General features: G+C 37.8%; 18 protein-coding genes, 1 tRNA gene and 1 pseudogene. 14 read left to right on the plus strand and 6 right to left on the minus strand.

Annotation, left to right across the window (positions count from 1 at the left end; all coding sequences use genetic code 11):
• The first annotated feature begins 179 nt into the window (after window positions 1-179).
• Complete coding sequence (locus HRT55_RS16945) at window positions 180-1,997, plus strand: autotransporter assembly complex family protein (protein ID WP_291623127.1); 1,818 nt, start codon at window positions 180-182, stop codon at window positions 1,995-1,997.
• Window positions 1,994-6,028 carry a translocation/assembly module TamB domain-containing protein gene (locus tag HRT55_RS16950; protein ID WP_291623129.1) on the plus strand — a complete coding sequence of 1,345 codons (4,035 nt, stop codon included), beginning with the start codon at window positions 1,994-1,996 and terminating at the stop codon, window positions 6,026-6,028. The genes HRT55_RS16945 and HRT55_RS16950 overlap by 4 nt, the downstream gene beginning before the upstream one ends.
• Window positions 6,029-6,509: 481 nt before the next feature.
• On the opposite strand, the gene HRT55_RS16955 is transcribed toward HRT55_RS16950, so the two are convergent.
• Window positions 6,510-6,600 (minus strand) — tRNA-Ser (locus tag HRT55_RS16955).
• A 183-nt stretch (window positions 6,601-6,783) separates the two neighbouring features.
• Between HRT55_RS16955 and HRT55_RS16960 the strand changes: the two are divergent.
• The 3 genes and pseudogenes from HRT55_RS16960 (at window position 6,784) to HRT55_RS16970 (ending at window position 10,379) form a co-directional block, all read left to right on the plus strand.
• Window positions 6,784-7,398 (plus strand): annotated as a pseudogene (locus HRT55_RS16960) (DNA-3-methyladenine glycosylase I).
• On the plus strand, window positions 7,373-8,836 hold the full coding sequence (locus HRT55_RS16965; protein WP_287205696.1) for a recombinase family protein: 1,464 nt from the start codon (window positions 7,373-7,375) through the stop codon (window positions 8,834-8,836). Before HRT55_RS16960 ends, HRT55_RS16965 begins: the two are co-directional and overlap by 26 nt.
• A 472-nt stretch (window positions 8,837-9,308) precedes the next feature.
• The gene (locus tag HRT55_RS16970) at window positions 9,309-10,379 is read left to right on the plus strand and encodes a hypothetical protein (RefSeq protein ID WP_287205694.1); all 1,071 of its coding nucleotides are present in this window, start codon (window positions 9,309-9,311) and stop codon (window positions 10,377-10,379) included.
• A 555-nt stretch (window positions 10,380-10,934) separates the two neighbouring features.
• Here the strand turns inward: HRT55_RS16970 and HRT55_RS16975 are convergent.
• A complete protein-coding gene (locus tag HRT55_RS16975) occupies window positions 10,935-11,498 on the minus strand; it encodes a recombinase family protein (RefSeq protein WP_287205693.1) in 564 nt (187 codons plus the stop codon).
• A gap of 397 nt (window positions 11,499-11,895) precedes the next feature.
• On the opposite strand from HRT55_RS16975, the gene HRT55_RS16980 reads away from it, so the two are divergent.
• The 7 genes from HRT55_RS16980 to HRT55_RS17010 all read left to right on the plus strand — a co-directional run bounded on the left by HRT55_RS16980 (window position 11,896) and on the right by HRT55_RS17010 (window position 15,977).
• Window positions 11,896-12,789 carry a hypothetical protein gene (locus tag HRT55_RS16980; protein WP_287205691.1) on the plus strand — a complete coding sequence of 298 codons (894 nt, stop codon included), beginning with the start codon at window positions 11,896-11,898 and terminating at the stop codon, window positions 12,787-12,789.
• A gap of 2 nt (window positions 12,790-12,791) precedes the next feature.
• Window positions 12,792-13,355, plus strand: coding sequence for a DNA-3-methyladenine glycosylase I (locus HRT55_RS16985; RefSeq protein ID WP_287205689.1), 564 nt, complete (start codon window positions 12,792-12,794; stop codon window positions 13,353-13,355).
• Between the two features lie 379 nt (window positions 13,356-13,734).
• Window positions 13,735-14,403 carry a Bax inhibitor-1/YccA family protein gene (locus HRT55_RS16990; protein WP_291613215.1) on the plus strand — a complete coding sequence of 223 codons (669 nt, stop codon included), beginning with the start codon at window positions 13,735-13,737 and terminating at the stop codon, window positions 14,401-14,403.
• A 142-nt stretch (window positions 14,404-14,545) separates the two neighbouring features.
• Entirely contained in the window at window positions 14,546-14,914 is a 369-nt protein-coding gene (gene tusD / locus HRT55_RS16995; protein WP_291613213.1) for a sulfurtransferase complex subunit TusD, read from the plus strand.
• Complete coding sequence (gene tusC, locus HRT55_RS17000) at window positions 14,914-15,309, plus strand: sulfurtransferase complex subunit TusC (protein WP_291613211.1); 396 nt, start codon at window positions 14,914-14,916, stop codon at window positions 15,307-15,309. The genes tusD and tusC overlap by 1 nt, the downstream gene beginning before the upstream one ends.
• 42 nt (window positions 15,310-15,351) lie before the next feature.
• A complete protein-coding gene (tusB, locus tag HRT55_RS17005; protein ID WP_291623134.1) occupies window positions 15,352-15,648 on the plus strand; it encodes a sulfurtransferase complex subunit TusB in 297 nt (98 codons plus the stop codon).
• On the plus strand, window positions 15,639-15,977 hold the full coding sequence (locus HRT55_RS17010) for a TusE/DsrC/DsvC family sulfur relay protein (protein ID WP_291613207.1): 339 nt from the start codon (window positions 15,639-15,641) through the stop codon (window positions 15,975-15,977). Before tusB ends, HRT55_RS17010 begins: the two co-directional genes overlap by 10 nt.
• A 46-nt stretch (window positions 15,978-16,023) precedes the next feature.
• Here the strand turns inward: HRT55_RS17010 and HRT55_RS17015 are convergent, their stop codons facing one another.
• Complete coding sequence (locus HRT55_RS17015; RefSeq protein WP_291613205.1) at window positions 16,024-16,221, minus strand: hypothetical protein; 198 nt, start codon at window positions 16,219-16,221, stop codon at window positions 16,024-16,026.
• Between the two features lie 167 nt (window positions 16,222-16,388).
• Window positions 16,389-17,840, minus strand: a complete 1,452-nt coding sequence (locus HRT55_RS17020) for a glyceraldehyde-3-phosphate dehydrogenase (protein ID WP_291613203.1) — start codon at window positions 17,838-17,840, stop codon at window positions 16,389-16,391.
• A gap of 153 nt (window positions 17,841-17,993) precedes the next feature.
• On the opposite strand from HRT55_RS17020, the gene HRT55_RS17025 reads away from it, so the two are divergent.
• Window positions 17,994-18,833 (plus strand): DUF2989 domain-containing protein, encoded by an 840-nt coding sequence (locus HRT55_RS17025; RefSeq protein ID WP_291623135.1) that lies wholly within the window; start codon window positions 17,994-17,996, stop codon window positions 18,831-18,833.
• 87 nt (window positions 18,834-18,920) lie between these two features.
• On the opposite strand, the gene msrB is transcribed toward HRT55_RS17025, so the two are convergent.
• Together msrB and gndA are read right to left on the minus strand one after the other, a co-directional pair.
• Window positions 18,921-19,298: a peptide-methionine (R)-S-oxide reductase MsrB gene (gene msrB, locus HRT55_RS17030; protein ID WP_291623137.1), complete on the minus strand. Its 378-nt coding sequence runs from the start codon at window positions 19,296-19,298 to the stop codon at window positions 18,921-18,923.
• A gap of 76 nt (window positions 19,299-19,374) precedes the next feature.
• Window positions 19,375-20,907 carry an NADP-dependent phosphogluconate dehydrogenase gene (gene gndA, locus HRT55_RS17035; protein WP_291623140.1) on the minus strand — a complete coding sequence of 511 codons (1,533 nt, stop codon included), beginning with the start codon at window positions 20,905-20,907 and terminating at the stop codon, window positions 19,375-19,377.
• Window positions 20,908-21,161: 254 nt separating this feature from the next.
• Here gndA and gap point away from each other — a divergent pair, with 254 nt between their 5' ends.
• Window positions 21,162-22,166: a type I glyceraldehyde-3-phosphate dehydrogenase gene (gap, locus tag HRT55_RS17040; protein ID WP_291613195.1), complete on the plus strand. Its 1,005-nt coding sequence runs from the start codon at window positions 21,162-21,164 to the stop codon at window positions 22,164-22,166.
• Window positions 22,167-22,200 lie beyond the last annotated feature (34 nt).

Genomic DNA, 22,200 nt, shown 5'->3' on the forward strand with positions numbered 1-22,200 from the left:
ATAAAATGAAATACTGAGGACTATTACTTACATATCAGTAGTCGCTTTTATATTTGTATTCGTGCGATAATAAGTAAAAGTATAATTTAATTAATAGTTTAGTTATCGATTAGTAATCATTTAGTTATAGGTCGCGACGTTAGAATTATGATAACCACTTATTATTGGCTTAGCGCATAATGTTAAATCTTAGAATATTAACAAGCGGCTTTATCATTTTTGTTTTAAGTCAGCCAGTGTTCGCCAATAATTTAATTGTCAAACTCAATGGCCAACTGCCAAAAATTGTTCACAACAATATACTTGCTCATTTAGGCACCCTACCCAGTACTGACTTAGCGCGTTCTGCTTTTATTTATAGCGCCAAAGATAACACCCAACAAGCACTGCAAGCCCTTGGCTATTATCAAGCAGATATTATTACGAATGTCACCTCAGAAAAAGTTAATAGCAAAAAAACGAATAAAGATTCATGGCAACTTATACTGAACATCAGCCTAAATACGGCAACTTTAATAGATAAAGTACGCATTACCCTTGAGGGTGAAGCCAGTAACGATATCGCCTTTCAAGCATTACTTAATAATCATGATATTAAGCACGGACAAAACCTCCATCATGGCAAATATGAAGAGTTAAAGTCTGACCTGCTTTCATTAGCCCTACAACGGGGTTATTTCAATGGTGAATTAACCGAAAGTAAAATAGCGATAAAAGAGCAATATCAATACGCTGATATTACCTTGCACTATAAAAGTGGACCACGTTATCAATTTGGTGACGTTACTTTTAATGATTTCGATTTGCAGCCTGAATTATTATCAAGCTTAATCCCCTTTAAAAAAGATGAGTATTACAGTACCAGCACTTTTCATGAACTACAGCATCAACTGCAATCAACTCAGTATTTTGGCAGTATAATTGCTTTGCCCGGTGAGATGATTGAAGATAAAGTTAATGATAAATATACCATTCCGATTAATGTTTCACTAACCCCAGCTAAAAGTCATCAATTCGATTTTGGTATTGGTTATGCTACCGATACCGAATTTCGACTTTCCGCTGCTTGGCGTACGCCTTTAATCAACAAATATGGACACTTTCAAGAAACTAAATTTGAATATTCGACAATAAATCCAACAGGAAAGTTCATTTATAGTATTCCTTTGAGCCATCCTGTCAGTGATTTGCTGCAATTTAAAATTAGCATTGAAAATGAGGACTATGCCGAGCAGAAAACTCAATTCTTCACAACTCAAATCGGTAGGTTAGTAAGTTACAATAACTGGCAAAGACAAGTTTATACTCGTTATCATAAAGAGGTATGGCAGTATGACCTTGATGAGAATATACCGAATATTGATTGGTCTGAAGATGGTGCCAGTTATCTTATTCCTGGCATCACTTGGTCAAAAACAAAACGCTCGGGATCGCCCTTAGATCCAAGTGAAGGTTTTCGCCAAACATACAATATAGAAGGGGCTCATTTAAAAGCAGGCTCAGATAATAGTTTCTTTAGGATTCATGCTCGCTGGAATTATATTACCACTTTGAAAGCTAAGCACAGACTGGTTACCCGCGCCGAATTTGGCGCAATTTATGTTGATAGGGATGTAGATTTAGCACCTTCTTTGCGTTTTTATGCGGGTGGCGATCAGAGTATTAGGGGTTTTGCTTATCAATCTATCGGGTCAACGATTCCGTCATCATCTGATCCAGAGCAAGGTGAACCTATTGTTATCGGCAGTACTCGGCTAATGGTAGCGAGCATAGAGTATCAATATTACTTGAACAACAAATGGCGTGTCGCCTTATTTTCTGACGGTGGTAGTGCTGCCAATAAAGGTGAGTTTGAGCCGGTTTACTCTTTTGGTACAGGTTTGCACTATATTTCACCGGTAGGCGCGATAAAGGTTGATGTTGCCTACGGCATTAATGACCATGATAATAAAGATAATGGTTGGCGACTGCATATCAGCATTGGCGCCGAACTATGACCTGGCGAAATAGAACTTATAAGATCACTTATAAGTTTACTTATAAAGTGATGAAGTGGCTAACCTTACTCTTTTGTTTATTCACTGTTTTACTGACCACGCCCATCGGTAGCCAATTAACCATTAGCTTACTGAACAACATTGACGGCTTTAATGCTGATTACAAGGCTGGCTCATTAATAAGAGATATTGAACTTAACTCTTTTCATCTTAACTTAGCAACCTTAGACCTTAAGGTGACAGACTTAGCCGCCAAGATTGATTTTTCTTGTAGTTGGCAGAAAAAACTGTGTATTGAATCATTACAAGTGGCCCGTTTTTCATTTACTTATCTCAACGAAAACAAAGAGGAAAATTCGGAAGACAAAGCTACAGTAAACCCTGCTGCTATAAATCATGATAGCCTGTTTGTTATGCCCTTTGCTATTGAGGCGAAAGCCGTTGCCTTTAACAACAGCCATTTAGTCATTAACCAAACAGTAATAGATATTGAGCAGTTCACCGCGCAAGTAGACATTAAGGCAAGTCAATTTACTATCTTGCAGCCAAATGCCGACAAATTAACCATAGTGCTCGACAAAAATAGCAACAGTAAAAGCATTAGCGCGGAAAAGAGCAAGAGCAAAAACAGTCAACTAAATAATAATGGAAAAGCTAGCACAAATTCAATATATGCTGCTTTTAGTACACTACCAAAAGTCCATTTACCCATATCGTTAAATATTCAACAATTGTTCATTGATAAGTTACGCATAATCGATCATCAAACACTGTACAACAACAACAACAACAACAACAACAACAACACACGAAGTAGTATCCTCAAAAGTGATATGCAATGGCCTTATCAACAGAGCCACCTTAGCGGTACTTGGGTTAAACGTGACGTTAATATCACGGACTTTAAAACTACAACTACAGACTTTGAAATAAAGCAGTCAACACTAAAGACTGAGCTCATACCGCCTTATAAAATTAAGGCAAAGTTGGTTGCCCAACTAGATAAGATATCACATTGGCCACAAGCGTCTGACTCAATTATTGAGCTATCACTGCAAGGCGCTTTTGATAACTTAAGTGTAAATATTGCCAGTAAAGGCAGCGTTATTTTAACCAGTCAAGGGCAAATCAACTTAACGCACCCGCAGCTCCCATTTAAGCTACAGTTATCTGCCGATAAATTGCCCCTGCCCTTATCTTTAGCACAATATGGCAAACCTTCATCACTGTATTTAAAAGTGGTAGGTGATTTAGTTGAACAAACGATTAATTTAACGAGTCAGCTTAATAGTTACGGCTATAAAAATGCAAAATTGCACTTATCAGCTAAACATCAACAAGGTTTAATTACACTTAAAGAGTTAGCCTTTAACGAACAAGGCTCTGATAGCCAAATATCAGTACATGGCAATATTAATTTTCAGTCGAAGTTAACAAGTTGGCAATTATCGGCGAATTCCACCGGTTTTACTTTGCCAAAAATTGATCTTAAGGCTTTAGTATTTCCTGAAGAGACTAACATCAACAATAACAGCACTAATATCAGCACCATCGCTGAAAAAAACTCTGACATTAACACCGCAAGCCAAACCCACTTTATTGAAGATATATTACCGAACGTTATCAACGGTCGACTTTCAGGGAAAATTGCCAGTACTGGCTCTTGGTCTGCATCACAATGGTCGCTCTCGGTAAACGATACAGATGTCTCTGGCACCATCAATGATTCAGCGCTCATTATTCAAGGTGACATCGCTTTAAATCAATCAGGCTACTTTTCATCCGGTGATTTAGCGCAAGGCAAACTGTTAGTTATTTTTGATCAGGACCAATTAACCCTACAAACATTCAATGGTGATAACTGGCATGTTAACGGTCAATTATTTATTGCTGACATGGCTCATTGGTATAAAGAGGTAAATGGCTCTTTCACCAGTGACTTTACCATTAAAGGCAGTAAAGAAGACCCAGTCATAACACTTAATAGTAAATTGAATAACCTGCAATGGCAGAAATTTTATAGCCCATCTCTTGAGGTAACAGCTAGTTATCAGCCCTTTAACAATCACAAAGTCCAGTTAACCTTAAAAAATGCACAGCTAGACATCACCAATAAAAGTGACGAGTTGAGTATGCAAAATATTATTCTTAATGTTTCGGGTGACATTAATCAGCAGAAATTACAACTTGATTGGCAAGGCGACCTTGCTGGCAAGTTGAAATTCACCAGTCAATGGCATGAAGCGCTGAATCAATGGCAAAGTACTATTGAAGAGACAGCTTTAACTTATCAGCAAGAAACTTGGCGTAATAATAACGCTTTTTCATTGAATTTTAATGTCGATAAACAGCAATTATTCATAAGTAAACATTGCTGGCAAGGCACTGGTCTTGATATCTGTTTGCCTAACGATGCCATTATTGGTCAATCCGGTAATATAACACTCGGGTTAAACATGGATTTATCGCTATTTGATGCAGTGGTTTTACCCAAAGATGTGCAACTACAGAGTAGGATTTCAGGTGAGATACAAGCACAATGGTCACCTACTCAAGCAATATCGGCCCAGGCAAAATTTTCTTTGTCATCAGGTAATGTAAAAGTAATTGATGAGTACAATGAACAACAAGTTAGCGAATGGCGCCATGGGGAATTTACCTTCAACATAAACGAAGGGCAATTAACCTGTAAACTTCAGCTACATGACTCACAAGAACAAGCGCTTATTAACATCAACTCAAAAGTTAACTTTATTGATGACTTTCCTATTGATGTTCAAATAGAACTGAATCAATTTAATTTACAACCCTTTCAAGGATTAATAAGTAACGTCGTTAACTTACAAGGCCTAGTAAGCGCCCTGTTAACCGTTAAGGGTACGGTAAAAACGCCATTAATAAACGGTAGTTTAACACTCGATAATGGCGAGTTATTATTAAGCCAAAACCCCAATAAACTTGAACATATTAACGCTGAGCTGCAAATAGAGAATAATCAGGCAAAAATCATCGGCGGTTTTTCGATAAAAGATAACAAGGCAATGCTTAATGGTCAGCTGGCATGGCAAGATGATCTCACCATGGATATCGACCTTTACGCCAAACAACTACCGCTAGTATTTCCGCCACAGTTAGTAATGAAAATATCACCAAGGTTAAATTTTTCCTTGGAAGAAAAAACACTGACAATTACTGGCATGCTCAATGTGCTAGCGGGGAGTTATAATATTGAAAAACTGCCACAAGGCAGTGTCGATCTGAGTGATGATGTCATTATTATTGATGTTCAAGGTAAAGAGGTATTTAAGGAAAAGTCTAGCTTAGCGATCAAAACTGATGTCAGTATCAATATCGCCAAAGAATTTATCGTCTCAGGACAAGGTTTAGAAAGTAATTTATTTGGCCAATTACAGGTAACTCAGCAGCAAAAACAGCCGCTACAACTTTTTGGTATTATTCAATCAGAAAATGGTACTTACCAAGCCTATGGACAAAAGCTAACTATCGATAAAGGGGAATTAACCTTTAACGGCCCGCTCACTAATCCTTATTTTAATTTGCGCGCAAGTAGACATATTAAAGCGGAAGATATTGAAGTTGGACTGCAAATAACAGGTTTAGCTGAAAATTTAGACATGCAACTATTCTCTACACCAACGATGGAATCGCCTGAAATGTTATCTTATTTAGCTCGAGGGCGAGGCTTAGATTCTGGCGGCGGCAGTAGCTCCGCAGCCGCAAGTATGCTGATTGGTTTTGGCGTAACCAATAGCGTAGGCTTATTTGATCAACTAGAGAGGATACCGCTCATTAATAATATTGCTGTAGACACTGAAGGCGAAGGCGACTCTACACAAGCAACCATTAGTGGTTATATTGGTAATCGAGTCTATTTGAAATATGGTATTGGCGTCTATGAGCCTATTAATGAATTAACGGTAAGGTTATTTTTACTTAATCGATTATGGTTAGAAATCGTCAGTGGCATTGAACAATCGAGTGATCTCTATTATTCATTTGATATAGATTGATGGCTATTAGTGAAAGTTTGTGATTGAACAACTGATAATACAAATTATTAGCCATCACCACACTTTCATAACGAACAAATAAAGATTGCGCTAATCTTTTGATTAATGCCTTTTTTATATGTGGCTGTGAAATAGAGATTTGAACTCTATCGTAGGTATTGCGCTACAAACCTTTGACGGTTGTAAATGTTCGAAATGCAAAAAGGCGCTAATCTTTCGATTAGCGCCTTTTCTAAATGTGGCGGTGAAATATAGGTTTGAACTCTACTGTAGGTGTGACGCTACAAACCCTTTGCCTATTTCATATACCATAAAACAAAAAGCCCGTTAATCTTTCGACTAACGGGCTTTTCTGAATGTGGCGGTGAAATAGAGACTTGAACTCTACGTCCTAGGTATTGCGCTACAAACGCTTTGCCGATTTTTAACCGTTTTAAATGCAAAAAGGCGCTAACCTTTCGATTAGCGCCTTTTCTGAATGTGGCGGTGAGATAGAGATTTGAACTCTAGAAGGGCTACAAACCCTTGCCGGTTTTCAAGACCGGTGCTTTCGACCACTCAGCCATCTCACCTGAAGTTAACAAATAAGCGGTTAAAACAATGCTTGCTTGAGAACGAGGCGAATACTAAAGTCTCTCTAATAAGTTGTAAAGCACTATTTTAATATTTACGCTTCTTTTTGCTTAGTTTACTAAATAATAGCCAGTTTGCTTTGTTTTTCAGCACTTTAAATAATATAAAGAAGGATTTACCTAATGACAGTTGAACATACCTGCCGTTGTCCTTGGTTAGACACCACGAAATTAGACTATGTTAAATACCATGATGAAGAATGGGGCGTGCCTGTTCTTGAAGATAATAAGATGTTCGAATACCTAGTACTTGAATCCGCTCAAGCAGGGTTAAGTTGGTATACCATTTTAAAGCGACGTGATGGCTATAGAAAAGCCTTTGCAAACTTTGATGTTGATAAGGTCGCTCAATATACTTCTGCTGATGAAGAACGCTTGGTACTCGACGCTAGTATTATTCGTCACAAAGGTAAAATTGCCGCAACCGTTAATAATGCGAAGTGTTTTATTGCCATACAAAAGGAGTTTGGTAGCTTTATAAAGTATATTTGGGCATTTGTTGATAACAAGGTACAGGTCAGTAATCTAAATCAGCTTAGTGATTATCCTGCTACCTCCCCTATTTCAGATTAATTAAGTAAGGATTTAAAAAAACGGGGCTTCAAATTTGTCGGTTCAACCACTATCTATGCTCACCTTCAAGGCTATAGACCCACATTGTATAATGGTGGTACACTAGGCTCCATAAGCCCTACAAGCAGCATTCCATTAAATTACATTAGCAGTATCTTACCTTAGATTTAGCTCCAGCAAGCAACAGCATGGTTCGTCCATTGAACGCCAGCAAGAACTTTTAAACGACCACCTGATAGCAAACCCACACCTAAAACTACACTCACAGTCTTATCAAGATTTGGCTTTAAGCGCTTATCACGGTAAACAGTTGAATGGTGACTTGGGTTTATTCCTTGAAGCCGTTAAAGCCGACGTTTATCCAGTTGGTACGGTGTTACTAGTCGAAGCTATAGATAGACTGGGTAGAACTGACACATCACAAATGATTCACATCTTAACAGGCATTATAAATGCTGGTATAAGCATAGTCACACTAGAAGACGGTATGACCTATAATGTACACGCCCTTAATGGTGGTGCTCTATACACCTTTTCTGGTAAAATACAGCAAGCCCATGACTACAGTGAAAAGCTATCTAAACGTATCAAAGCAAGCTGGAACATCAAGAAGAAGAACGCCAAGGAACATGGTATACGCCCTATTTTCGGCTTTCCATTCTGGCTAGATAAAGCTGGTGAACTTAAACCCGAATGCCAACCACTACTAGAGCAAATGTTCACAGATTACTTAAGCGGTTTAGGTCAAACCCGTATCGCTGAACGATTACGCTTTGATGAATCTGGTTTGTTACCTGCTATCACCGCTAAAACAGTTAAAAAAACTTTAGCTAATGAAATGGTTATAGGCTTATGGAATGAAGCAGAAGTGTTTCCAAAAGCTATTTCACCTACTTTATTCTACCAAGTCCAAGAAGAACTTAAGAAACGTTCATTTACCCCAGTAGTGACACCAAGGGCATTATTCTTTAGCGGTATTGCTAAATGTGAATGTGGTACTAATCTGACCTTTGCCACAGACTTTAAACGTGGCTACACCAACAGCAGATGTAACAAAAGAACGCGAAGGAAGGAGTCTTGTGATAATAGCCGTAGCATTGCTTACAAGGTCTTTGAATACATACATGAACAGTGTAGTGATAACTGGAAGTATCTATTACTTGAACGCCAGCAACAGACAGATAATGATAGTGAATTACAGGCTCTAGATGGTCTTATAACAGCCCTTGAAGCCAAGGTTAACAAAGTGCTGGACATTCTTATTGAAACACCGTCACAACGTCTACAGAAGCGCTTGACAGACATTGAAAGTGAACTTGAAAAGCAGATTAAACAACGCCACACATTAACCGTAGAAACCACCCTAGCCCCTGACTTTATAACCACTGGTGAACAAGAACTCCTAAACGATGAAGCACTACTTAGTTCAACACTGATTAAATGTAATTATGAAATAACTAGCCATAAAGATGGCACATTAGCTGTTAACTTTGATGATGTTCAATACAAGTATGAAGTACTAAAAGGCTTTAAGAAGAATGGTGTATCGGCTTACAAGACACGATTAATAAATCATTCACTGAACTATTGTACTTGGCTGTAAATCTTACTAACTCTGACGCTAGAATGCTTTACAGGGATGTTATCCAGCTTATTTAGCTGGTGAAACAAGTGTTAAAACCTAAACCGTGACCTTCCTTTCACCCTTATTCATAAAATAAATAGCCAAATACTACACCGAATCTCACTAACCCCTTATAGAATGGCACTTTCACGCAAAAAAACAACAAATAAAAACCATAAATAACATCACCTTAACCACATAATACCTTGAACATAGTCTTGTAATACTGGTTAAATGTTATTACTACCCTGTCTAACTCATAAGTAAAACCGATTGATAACGCCTTATTGATAGATTAAATCCACTATCTTTTTATTGACTTATGTGATAAGCTATGTTAAGTGATTTATTAAAGCGCCTAACGGATTTATTACTTCCATCCCTGTGTTGTTGCAAGTGTCCTGCTTTCCAGTAACCAAACTATAATAATGTAAAAGGTAAACCATAACTTATGGCTCGTATACTTAATACGGTCGTTTGCTGTGTATGCCATGTAAACTTCAAAACCTCTTCTAGCAAGTTCACCGAATGTCCTGCTTGTCGTGATACCACACGAAAGAATACGTTGATAACCAACTTCCCCAAATCATCTTTTGGAAAGTGGCTGGTTCACCGCATTAGTCAAAGTGGTACCTTCAAAGTTATGTCTAGCGGTGTTACTCATTCCTCGTTAAGTGAACTCTACCTACTATGGAAAGCCAGAAGACGCTATAGCCAAAGCTCTTACTGTCACATTAGTGATGAATGGGCTTCTAAGTTATCGCTTCACCTTTGCCACCTATACCCGTTAAAAGGTTCTGTAGGGTGCGTAGGCGAACTGACCACTAGAAACCTAGTGATAGCACCATCCACATTAAATAATCAGTTCAAGAATACTGTATTCAACACTGGCTATTATGTGAAATCCAACTCTACCCTAACCATCAAGCAAGCTAAGAAAATGCTTATTACTCGGTATGGTGCAGAGGTCTTGAAGTTTCAACAGGAACACAACTTACTACCTGTGAACAAAAAACCAATAGCTACTTCATTCAGTATAACTGAGCAGGAGTACACTTTAATCACTATCGCAATAATGGAAGCTACCAGATTAGGTATAGAAGTCTTTCAGGATGATGACAGTGACACCATTTTTAATAGAATCTTAAAAGGAGCCTCTACAATGAACACCATACACACTAAAGCACCAGCAACACTATCACCAGACGAATGTGATGAGGTTAGGTTGTGGTCTACGCACCATAAAGTAAAAGAGTTTTGCGATAAACAGTTATCACTTTATTACTTCTTATCCACCAATGACGATAGGTTTAACTATGTGACCATGCGTGACAAGAACTTTAGTAAAGAAGCGTTGCTGGACTTGGAATCAAGTGGACTGTTACGTGACACATTAATCAATACTTTTGAGAGTGCTGCTATAGGTCAACGGCTTTATACTTTTATAGTAAATGCTTGGACTAGCTTTAACCCTGACAGGCTCCATAAAAACAGTAAGTTTGTCGAGAGTGACGAGTTCTGAAAAAGTGTTTGTAAAAGAGGTTACTATTGTCAAATAATGGTAACTATCCCTCTACAGGTCTTATTCACATTGGACTTAAGGTGGTACAAAAACCTGACTTTTACATTTTCAGTGTAACCTTACCACCACAACCCCCTAACTAAATGGATAACCAGCTAGTGACAGAAGACTCTACCACCTTCACCAAAATCACTTACCAAGGACGGTTACTGGTTATCAACCTAAGCGACTACCCCATGAGATCGCTTATACCCCACACAGATAGCATTACCAATTAAATTCAATCACTTATGGTACGGGGGTATAGCTGGACTAATCGACTTGTCATGGTTATCCCGCGTTTAGTTGTATTTACTTAAACTGCGTTTTACAAACACCTCTTTTCTAGACGATAGCCAGCCACACCCCTTATAAACAAAGAACTTTGATTTAATAGTGACCAAGGTGGATTGCGTTTTACTGTGCTTTACTATAGTTGAATGATGTTTTACTTTACATGCCATACAAGAAAAGCACTAAGCTAATAGCACTTTCCAAAAAATCCCCAGATGAATTCTATGAACCTGCTTTTTTCATCTTGTAGAACTGACCACGACTTAAGCCAATCAATTCCAAAGCACGACTAGCAGACTTACCAGCCTCTATAAGCTCATTCACTTCCTTAAACTTTCTAACTGTTTCAGGTGACTGTTTACGACCAGTATACTTACCATCAGCTTTAGCAGTAGCAATACCAATCCTCTGCTTTTCAAGCATTTCAACACGCATCATTTCAGCTACGCCAGCTAAGGTAGTCAAAATCATCTTACCTGAACTACTGGTAACATCTACACCACCTAAAGCATGAATGAATAACTTAATGCCATTGTCCTTACAGTAGTCTGCAAAGTCTAATACATGCTGAACCTTACGGCCTAAACGTGAAATGTCATAACAGATAACAGTATCACCAGATTTCAAGTTATCAACCATACTATTAAAGGCTGGTCTATCCATGTCCTTACCACTACGCTTATCAGTGAACACCATGTCAGTATCGCCATAGTGCTTTTTAAGCTCAGCTACCTGTTGCTCTACGTTCTGTTCTTCTGTTGATGTTCTTGCATAAATGCACTTCATTCTTACCTGCCTAACTGTCCACTAATCAATGACCCAAAGTATACAGTTCATTTTAAGTCCACTCTACGAGTATAATGTACAGTTTTGTAACTGATACAGATGTATTCTAAGGGCGTGGTTATAATGGACACATCATTCAAGGTAAAGGTTAATTGGATTTCAAAAATGCTACGGAAAGTTAGACAAATACCTTATACGGACTAAGTACCATTACCCTTGCGCAGGGATTTTCCTGTATGGATGATGGGGTCTATTTAAATAGAAGCCAACCTGAGTAATTAGAAAATAAGGCTTTGACAAAGAGCAACTAACACCTTGTTTACTGAAAGATTACCCCCCAAGTTAGAAAGTAATGTGATAGCGTACAGCTAATAGTATTTACTAAGTAGGATTACCCATGAGTCAAGTTACCTTTAACCAGTTGTTAGATGATGTACCTTTATACACACCTGTTGAGGTTTCAGGTTTTCTTTGTGACGACACTGTAAAGCAACAGACATCAAGCTTTACCCCTGCAGGGTACACGCCAGCACCATTCAAAACCACTAGAGTGTCAGGCACATTAAAGCCGAGCCTATACTGTGGCTCTGATGGCTGTAATAACTATACTTACTTCGAGATTCTAACCACTTCAGAACAGCACCTAATACTAGCAAACACAGCAATACACAGATTAGCTTATAGATGCTGCAATTGTGAACAAAAGAGTTATGAGTTTTACCTTGAGATTACCCCCTCAGTGAGTGGAGATGCAGACAATAACACTATCTTCAAAATACAAAAAGTAGGTCAACAACCACGCCACGGTAAGGCTATCCCTAAAAAAGCATCTAAGCTTATTGGCAAGGAAAGAAATCTGTTCTTCAAAGGTTCAATTAGTGAAAACCAAGGTATGGGAATTGGTGCATTCTCTTACTACCGCAGAGTGATAGATTCACAAAAAGACAAAATCTTTGATGAGATTATCAAGGTATTAAACCTAACTACTGGTAACGAAGTCTTAATCCAAGAATTAACAGATGCTAAAGCTGAGACTCAATTCACCAAAGCTGTAGACAAGATTAAAACTGCTTTACCAGATGGTTTAAAAATAAGTGGTTATGACCCACTGAAACTTCTCTACCAAGCGTTAAGTGAAGGTCTTCACAACCATACTGACGAAGAATGCTTAGAGAATGCTCACGACATTAAATTGGTTTTGTTTCAATTCTCAGAAAGATTAGATTCTGCATTGAAAGATGATGCTGAGTTAAGCAGTGCTATCAATCGACTAGCCAGAAAAGGTAAATAACAATGTGTGAACGCTGCCCTTGGCTAGATACTACTAAACCTGACTACGTTGCTTATCACGATGATGAATGGGGTGTACCTGTTCACGATGATAAAGTAATGTTTGAATTCCTTGTATTAGAATCTGCACAAGCAGGTTTAAGTTGGTACACAATACTTAAGAAGCGTGACGGTTATCGTAATTTATTTGCTAACTTTGATGTGACCAAGGTATCCAAGTTCACTAGTGATGATGTAGAACGTTTAATGCTAGATGCCTCAATAATCCGTAACCGACTTAAGATAGAAGCAGCTATCAACAACGCTAAACGGTTTATTGAAATACAGAATCAATACGGTAGCTTTTGTAAGTTCATCTGGTCTTACGTTGATAATAAAACCATTGTAAACAGTGTTAATTCAATCGAAGACTACGTTGCTACTTCACCTATCAGTGACCAATTAGCTAAGGACATGAAGAAGCGTGGGTTTAAGTTTCTTGGTTCAACTACCCTGTATTCGCACCTACAAGCAACAGGATTGATAAACGACCATTTAAATAAATGTTTTAGAAAAGCAGTTGTTTAGACCATTTAATAATGATTACCCACTATAAGCCTCGGGGTTGATTAATGACCATAGTAATGACTGTACAAGAAAACAAGAGATTATAGACAGTTACCAAGCTCTAGGTCTAAAGTGGCGGCAATGTTAACTAGCTTACCTCTGGGTTAGCAGGTTAAACAATGAATTGGTAAATGGCATTATCCCTTGTTACAAAATAAAACATAATATTGCCACTTTTAAACAAAGCAAAGCGTAGTATTTTAAAAATCACCATGCCATAATATGTCATAAGGAATTAAGTTAGTGTAAGTCAGTTATTCAGTTAAATAAGAGTAAAAACTTGAACTTATCTAAAATGACCTTATCTATATAACTAGAATTAAATTCTTAAGGAAGTTTTATGCAATCTAATATGGGTTTTCAAACGGCGAGCCACAGTTCGGCGATAGAAATTAATAAAGTATTGAAAAATACTTACATGTTGTTATCTATGACACTAGCGTTTAGTGCCGTAACAGCAGGCATTTCAATGGCAATGAACCTACCATCCGGTGCTGCGCTTGTTATGACGTTAGTGGCTTTTGGTTTAATGTTTGTTGTTAACAAAAAAGCTGATTCAGCCAGCGGCATCTATTGGATTTTTGCTTTTACCGGTTTAATGGGCGCTTCTTTAGGGCCAATGTTAAGTGCTTACGCGGCAATGCCTGGTGGCGGCGCGTTAATTATGCAAGCTCTTGGCGGCACAGCATTAATATTTTTTGCACTTTCAGGTTATGCACTAACCAGTAAAAAAGACTTCTCATTTATGGGCGGCTTCTTAATGGTAGGTATGATTGTGGCGTTAGTAGCAATGGTTGCTAATATCTTCTTTCAAATTCCAGCGCTTTCTTTAGCTATCAGTGCAGCAATCATTATGATTATGTCTGGCTTAATCTTATTTGATACTAGCCGTATTATTAATGGTGGCGAACGTAACTATATTCGCGCAACTATTTCATTATACTTAAGTATCTATAACATTTTTGTACACTTACTTATGTTATTAGGTGTATTAGGCAACGATGATTAGTTAACACTAAAAAACTTGTCTTAAAAAGAGTTATAATCATTTATACTCTTTTACAAACAAAGAGCCTCGCAATTGCGGGGTTTTTTTTACTCTTCTTTACCCTTATATTGCCGTTTCTATCTATTTATAGTTTGGATGTGTTGTGAAAACTCTTGCTGTAGTAATAACTACTCCCCCTTATAGCCACTTAACAATTACCGCGTTAACTTATGTCGAGGCGGCATTAGTGGCTGGCATTAATGTTATTGGTGTGTTCTTTTACCAAGATGGCGTGATGCATGCCAATGAAGACATTAGTATTGCTAGTGATGAATACCAAGCTATTGCGCACTGGCAACGACTACAGCAGCAATATCAGTTACCCCTGCATATTTGCATTACCGCTGCAGAAAAGCGTGGTATAGCTTGTGATGCGATAGACAATGACAAAATAAATAACGCTTTCACTGTCTCAGGTTTAGGTGAGTTAGTTGAACTAACAACAAAAGCTTCACGCTTGGTACAGTTTTAATGATCTCAATAGAACAACAAAGCTCTTCATCCGCACAAGCAAATGGCCTAGCCATTATTAACAGTAAAGCGCCTTTTAGTAGCACCCATGGGAAAGATGCCCTGGATATTGCATTAATATTTGGCTCATTTGAGCAAAAGGTTTCGCTTTTTTTTCAAGGTGATGGCGTTTATCAGTTAATTGCTGATCAAGATGGCAGCTTACTTGCTATTAAAGATTATTTAAAAACATTTTCGGCTTTTGAATTTTATGATATTGAAGATATTTATGTTTGTCAGCAATCATTAAGCAATCGTCAACTTGATGAAAATTTTCATATTGATGAGGTAAAAGTATTATCTAGCATTGAGTTTAGCGCAGCACTTAACCGTCATCAGCATGTGCTAAGGTTTTAGAGTTTTAAGGCTTTATATTTATTTTTATTTAAGGAAACAAACATGAGTACTTTACATTTAGTTCGGCAATCGGCTTTTGCTAGTAATGACTTTGCCCAGTGTTTAAGCGTGCTAGATCATCAAGACTCTGTAGTATTAATGGACGATGGTTGCTATAACCTTAAACATCCGTTGATGGATAGCTTAATCAAACGAGTTGATGGCTCAGTTAATATCAATGTAGTTGTCAGTCATGCCCAAGCGAGAGCTATTGAAATCATAACTGCGGTCAAGGCTATTGAAATTAGCGATGTTGTTGAATTAACCTTTACCCATAAAAAAGTGATCACATGGCAATAGCACTAACTTTTCAAAACAAAATTATTCCAACAGATAAGCAAGGTTATTTACTTGACCATCTTTTATGGCAGAAAGACTTAGCGCTTGTTATGGCAGAGCATGATGATTTTGTGCTGACAGATGCCCATTGGGAAGTGATTGATTTTGTCAGACAGTTTTACCTCACCTATAACACCTCTCCTGCTATCAGGGCATTAACCAAAGCGATGAAAGCTGAGTTTGGCGAAGCTAAGGCTAGCAGTCGTTATTTGTATAAGTTGTTTCCTGAAGGTCCCGCTAAGCAAGCGACAAAATATGCGGGTTTACCAAAACCTGCTCGTTGTATTTAAGACTGGTAATATTGTCTTAAATACAAAATATACAACAAGTTAATTTTTATACTTTAATATTCACGTTAAAGCCACTGTTACCCGTAGGTGCTTGAACACTATTTATACTTGCCGATTGAATGAGCTGTAACGCCATTTTTCCTTCCGCTACTTGGTTGTTTTTAGCCAGAGCAGCAGTAAGTAATTCAGCACCCGATGTTGATTGTGCTGCAACAGAAGTATTTTGATTTAAGCTGATAGACATAGCCCTACTCTCAATATGTTAGTTATCAATATATCTATATCGGCAAACCCATTAATTACTTAAGCACTAATTGTTGAATAAGTACTAAAACGAGTTTTGATGATAAAAAAAGGCGCATATTATATTAATAATATGCGCCTTTTTATTAACTTAGCTTTCGCTAGTTATTATTTTAGCGGTAATGACGGAACCGTAATTCCAGACATTTCAAGCATCACTTGCACAACTTGACAGCTATAACCAAATTCATTGTCATACCAAACGTATAATACTGCACGATCACCATCAACAATTGTTGCTTGTGAATCAACAACACCGGCATAACGTGAACCAACTAAATCGCTAGAAACGATTTCGCTAGATGCTGTGTAATCAATTTGATTTTGTAAAGGTGAGTTTAATGACATATTACGTAAATAATCATTTAACGCTTCTTTATCAGTTGATTTTTTAAGGTTCAAGTTCATGATAGCCATTGAAACATTTGGCGTAGGAACACGAATTGCGTTGCCTGTTAATAAACCTTTAAGCTCAGGTAATGCTTTAGCAACTGCTTTTGCTGCACCCGTAGTACTGATAACCATATTTAATGGTGCACTACGACCACGACGAGGCGCTGGATGGTAATTATCAATTAGGTTTTGATCATTTGTATATGAATGGATAGTTTCCACATGACCATTGCGAATACCGTATTCATCGTTAATCGCTTTTAATACTGGTGTAATGGCGTTAGTCGTACAACTAGCCGCAGAGATCATTTTATCTGAAGCTAAAATCATATCGTGGTTAACACCATAAACGATGTTTTTGATATCGCCTTTAGCTGGGGCTGTTAGTAAGACTTTAGCAACACCTTTAGATTTAAGATGTTGGCCTAAACCATCTTCATCAGTCCAGATACCTGTGTTATCAACAACTAAAGCGTTATTGATACCATATTCAGTGTAATCAACTTCTGCTGGAGATTTTGCATAAATAACTTTGATAAAAGCACCGTTGGCTTTAATTACGTTATTTTCTTTATCGATAGTAATGCTGCCATTAAAAGCACCATGAACTGAATCACGACGTAGTAAACTTGCACGTTTTTCTAGATCATCGCCGCCTTTACTTGGACGTAAAACGATAGCGCGAAGGTTTAACTTCGCATTTGGGCCGGCACGTTCGATTAATAGACGTGCTAAAAGACGACCAATACGACCAAAACCATAAAGGACTACGTCTTGGCTTTTTTGATCTGAATTTTCGCGGCTTTCTACCGTAAGTTCTTTATCTAAATATTGTTCAATGGATAGATCATTGGCTTTACCAAGGTATAAATAGTTATAAGCAAGCTTACCTAAATCGATGCGAGCTGGTGCTAAGTCCATTTTATTAATTGCTTCAATAAAAGGGAAGCTTTCACGTAAACGTAATTTACTCTCTTCATGTAGAGCAACAGACTTATGCGCTTTAATAATATCAATAGGAGACGCGTTTAATAACTGACGTCCGTACACTGAAATTTCAATGCCCTTGTTGCGATACAGCTGTCCAATAATGGGTTGCATATTTTCTGCGAACGTTTGACGCTCTTGCCAGCTTGCTTGATATTTTTCCTCAAGATGAGAAGTCATTACTTAAACCTTTTATTTCAGTCAATTAAACAATAGGCTATTATCATAGTGTGCTAGGGTCGATAATAGCTAGTTAGGTATATATTCAGAGGCGTATTGTAATTCAGTATGAAATATTTCTCTACTGGTTACAAAAATCTTTTTGGTATTTTTATGATTAATTTTCGAGAGCTAAAGTTGCTAAAACATTTCACTGTAGCCAAGTGCTGGCCTATCATCCTAGTGCTATCTCTTAATGGCTGTAATGACAGTGTTAATTTGGTGCAACTGTGTAATGAAAATGAAGAAATATGTAATGAATTTGGTCACGACAGCTGGTGTAAAACTCAACGAATAGAAGTCGCATTAGCGCGAATTAATGTCAAAAATAATAATCTTGATGCCGATAAATACACTCTACTTGTAGCTTACGAAGGCTATATTAAATGTATGTCGCTGGCATCTCAGATCCAACACATTAAATTAAAAGAAAAAACTACGCTGAGAAAAAATAATTTATTAAAAGCTAAAGTTAACTTATCACTATTGGCCGAGAAAAGTGTTAATTCTAAGCACCCTCACCTGCTTTATTATCACTGGTCAAGAAACTCTAACGAATTGGCTTTACAGGAGTTTTTAAAACTAGAGGGAACGCCGATTCTTGAAAATTCAACCGCGCAGCTTCATTTAGCGACGTATTATATAAAACGAGACAGTAAGAAAACCTTAGGTTTGTTATACCGTGCTCTAGAGCTTCACCAACCAGGAACTGAACTCTCTACTGAAATAGTACAAACACTTGTCACAATCTTCACTAAGAAAAGACAATATAAGCAAGCATATATTTGGTTACGCATATATCAGCTTTTACAAGATAAACCCAATGAAATGATTGAGACTAGTCTGAGTAGTTATCAGCAAGTAAACACATTAGATGCAGACTTTCTAGATAAAGTCGCGAAGGCTACTTTAGCGAAAATTGAAGCGGGACAATTTGTTAGCCCGAGTTATTAACCCGATTCTTAGTCAAAATTAAATGCTTGGTATAAAGGGGAAGTTAAAGCCTTTCAATCTTTCATAATGAAAGGCTTTAGAAGGTGTTTACTTAGCTTGGAAGTTTAAACTCAGTGAGTTAACGCAATAGCGTTTACCCGTAGGTTTTGGACCATCATCAAATACATGACCGAGATGAGATTGACAGTTTTGACACTGAATCTCTACCCGCTGCATTCCGTGAGAGTCGTCAGTAATGAAAGCAACTTGGCTGGCAATATTAGCAAAAAAGCTCGGCCAACCACAACCTGCATCAAACTTACTTTCACTGGTAAATAAAGATTGCTCACAGCAGGCACAATGATATGTACCTTGCTGCCAGTGATCATTATAAATGCCACTAAAAGGTTGTTCCGTAGCCGCTAACCGACAAACTTTAAAGGCATCTTCACTTAGTTTATTTTTATAATCATCATTATTTTTCATAATTTAAACCCTACCTTTAAAATATTAACTGTCCAAGGTTAGCTAGTAACTCTTTACTAGAGAATTAACTCGCAACTTAACTAGCTACAAGGATAGTTTCTCTTTCCTTGGTTGACCATTGCACATGATATTTTTTACCTGAGGCTTTATCAATACGCTCAAAAGTATGGGCACCAAAGAAGTCTCGTTGGGCTTGCAACAAATTAGCGGGCAATGTTTCACTGCGCATTGAATCGTAATAAGCAAGTGAAGAAGACAAAGCGCCAATCGGTACACCTTGCATAGTTGCAGAGCAAATAGCTTTACGCCAATTTAGTTGACGGTCATTAAGTTCCTTAACAAAATACGCATCAAGTAATAAGTTATCTAAATTCTCATTCTGCTGATAAGCATTCATTATTGACTGCAAAAATGCCGCTCGAATGATACAACCTGCACGCCAAATTTTAGCAATGCTGGCAAAATCTAGCGTCCAACCATGTTCTTTAGCTGCAAGTTTCATCAACTGAAAACCTTGAGCATAAGCACAAATTTTAGCGCAATACATAGCATCATGTAATTGCTCAATAACTTCTTCCTGCTCCGCTGCAGTCAAAGGTGCTTGTTGCGGACCAATAAGCAATAATGATGCTTCAGTTCTGAGTTCTTTAAATGAAGAAATAGAACGCGCGTAAACGGCTTGAGCAATGGTCGGTGCTGGACACCCTACTTCTAAACTGCTCATTGCAGTCCAAAGGCCAGTGCCTTTTTGCCCAGCTTTATCTAAAATCAATTCAACCAGCGGTGTATCAGTATCCGATGATTTATGACGTAATACTTCTACAGATATTTCCATTAAGTAACTATCTAATGGGCCATCATTCCATTTAGCAAAAATATCAGCAATTTCATCGCCACTTAAATTTAAACCAGACTTTAACACATGGTAGGCTTCACAGATGATTTGCATATCCGCATATTCTATGCCGTTGTGCACCATTTTAACGTAATGGCCAGCTCCCGCGGGACCAATATAAGCAGCGCAAGGCTCACCTTCAGTGATCACTTGCCCTGGCTCGGTACGGTCGAGAGGTTTACCCGTTTTTGCATCGACTTTAGCAGCAATAGCTTCCCAGATAGGTTTAACGCGAGCCCAAGCATAAGGTGAGCCACTTGGCATTAATGATGGGCCAAAACGTGCACCAACCTCGCCTCCTGAAACGGCGGAAGAAAACAACAAGAAATTACTCTTGTACTTTTCTTCTCTAGCTACCGTATCAAGCCACAAGCTGTTACCGGTATCAATAATAATATCGTCTGGCTGAATACCGGCACCAATAAGATTTTCACATACTTGGTCAACAGGCGCTCCCGCAGGGACACTTAAGACAATTAAGTGAGGTGCTTTAAGTTGCGACAATAACTCAGTATAAGAAGAACAACCGTACACACGTGGCGTGCCGGTAGTATTCTCTACTTCGTCTTGAGCAATTACCGCTTGAACTTTTTCATCACTTAAATCAAATGCTGCAATATTAAAACCATTATCAGCTAAATTAAGTACTAGGTTTTTACCCATAACACCAAGGCCAATAAAGCCAATGTCACACAAAATTTTATCTTGTGTCATAAATATTTATCCTCTGTCAAATAAGGTCGAGAGACTAGGCTCACTGCTATTATTCAAAATTTTGCGCATTCTATCACGCTATTTCAAAAGTATTGTACAAAATGCGCAATTAATTAAGCTATAAATGAGTAATTTGGTAATTAAAACAAAACAACGAGTGAATTGTGAAATATTTAGTCATAATAGCTATCTTTATCTTGTAATAATCTCAAAATGGTGTAATTTTACTACATATTGAATTTGAGAGGTTCACCATGAAAATTAGAGTTGGTATTAATGGTTTTGGCCGTATTGGCCGTTTTGTATTTAGAGCTGCTGCTGAGCGTAATGACATTGAAGTTGTTGGTATTAACGATTTAATGGACATTGAGTACATGGCCTATATGTTGAAATATGATTCAACACACGGTCGCTTTAAAGGCACTGTTGATGTAATTGACGGACAGTTAGTTGTTAATGATAAAGTTATTCGAGTAACAGCTGAACGTAACCCTGAAGATTTAAAATGGAATGATATTGAAGTAGATGTGGTAGTTGAGTCTACCGGTTTATTCCTAACTGATGAGACAGCACGTAAACACATCACTGCCGGTGCTAAGCAAGTTGTATTAAGCGCGCCTTCTAAAGATGACACACCTATGTTTGTTTGCGGCGTTAACTTAGATAAGTATGACGGCGAAGATATTGTTTCAAATGCTTCATGTACAACTAACTGTTTAGCCCCTATTGCTAAAGTACTCAATGATAATTGGGGCATTCAAGATGGCTTGATGACTACAATTCATGCAACAACAGCAACGCAAAAAACAGTTGATAGCCCTTCAGCTAAAGATTGGCGTGGTGGTCGTGGTGCAGGGCAAAATATTATTCCTTCATCAACGGGTGCAGCCAAAGCTGTTGGTAAAGTTATACCAGAATTAAATGGTAAATTAACCGGTATGGCATTCCGTGTACCAACCCCTGATGTATCAGTGGTTGATTTAACGGTTAACTTAAAAAAACCAGCAACTTACGCTGAAATTTGTCAAGCAATGAGCGCTGCCGCTGAAGGCGAATTAAAAGGTATTTTAGATTACACTGAAGATGCTGTTGTTTCTAATGACTTTATCGGTGAAACCTGTACTTCTGTGTTTGATGCTACAGCAGGTATCTCACTAACAGATACTTTCGTAAAAGTGGTTTCTTGGTATGACAATGAAATTGGCTACTCAAACAAAGTACTAGACTTAGTTGCCTTTATTCACCAATATGAAAAATAATTGCACTTTATAATAAAAAATGGTGTAAATAAAA

It is taken from the genome of Colwellia sp., from assembly GCF_013214175.1.
In the GTDB taxonomy this organism is placed as follows: Bacteria; Pseudomonadota; Gammaproteobacteria; order Enterobacterales; family Alteromonadaceae; genus Colwellia.